This window comes from Limosilactobacillus panis DSM 6035, from assembly GCF_001435935.1.
Classification (GTDB): Bacteria; Bacillota; Bacilli; order Lactobacillales; family Lactobacillaceae; genus Limosilactobacillus; species Limosilactobacillus panis.
In genome coordinates this window covers 1-750 of record NZ_AZGM01000065.1, presented here as the reverse complement: position 1 = coordinate 750, position 750 = coordinate 1, and the positions used below count along the sequence as shown (strand labels likewise).

The following is a 750-nucleotide window of genomic DNA, read 5'->3' as shown; positions in this document are numbered from 1 at the left end:
CATTTAGCTTGCTGTTAACAGCGAAACTAACCGTTTCGGCAAAAATGTGAAGAACTGATTCATCATCTGAATAATTTGGGCTCTTCTTGCATAAACTTCATGATTAATAATCGTTTTTAACGAATTTAGAAGCCATACCAGTGCTTGAGACAACTCAATATCTGGCATGGCTTCGTTCATTATAAAGAATAAATCCCCAATGGTGCGATCATCCTGATTTTGCCGTTCCTGCCAAGCTAATAGGTCATAAGTCATCATGACAATTGCTAAATGGCCACAAAGCCCGTCATAATTTTGAACTTGTGATTTGTCGAGCCGCAAGTATTGCTTGGCAACTTTAAAGTAATTCTCAATTTGCCATCTTCGGGCGTATAGTTGAATGATCGCTTGTGGCTGAAGGCCTAACTGAGTCGTTGCCAGTACTAGGTAGTCATCTTGACGGGCCCGATTAGCCACAAATACCAAGCGAAGCTTGAATTTTTGGTTCCCGACGTGCGCTTCGACAAAGCAGCTGTATTGATAAGCTTGCTTGGGTTGATATTTTGAGGCCTGCAGTCGCTTGTATAATGCTTTAACTGAATATTGCCGTCCGCGATATTGATAGTAAATTTTGCTGGACCGTTTAAGCATGCCCACGCCGTTTAATCCCAACTTGGTTAATTCATAGAACATTTTTGGTGAGCTATACCAGCTATCAAATAACACATAGTCAGCCAGAACGCCATTTGCGAGGGCTTGCTTGACAAGTTG

General features: G+C 41.7%; 1 protein-coding gene. It reads right to left on the bottom strand.

Translation table 11 applies throughout. The features are described 5' to 3' along the window. Positions 1 to 3 precede the first annotated feature (3 nt). On the bottom strand, positions 4 to 750 hold a 747-nt coding region (locus FD32_RS04665), incomplete at its 5' end, for an IS4 family transposase (RefSeq protein ID WP_156410637.1).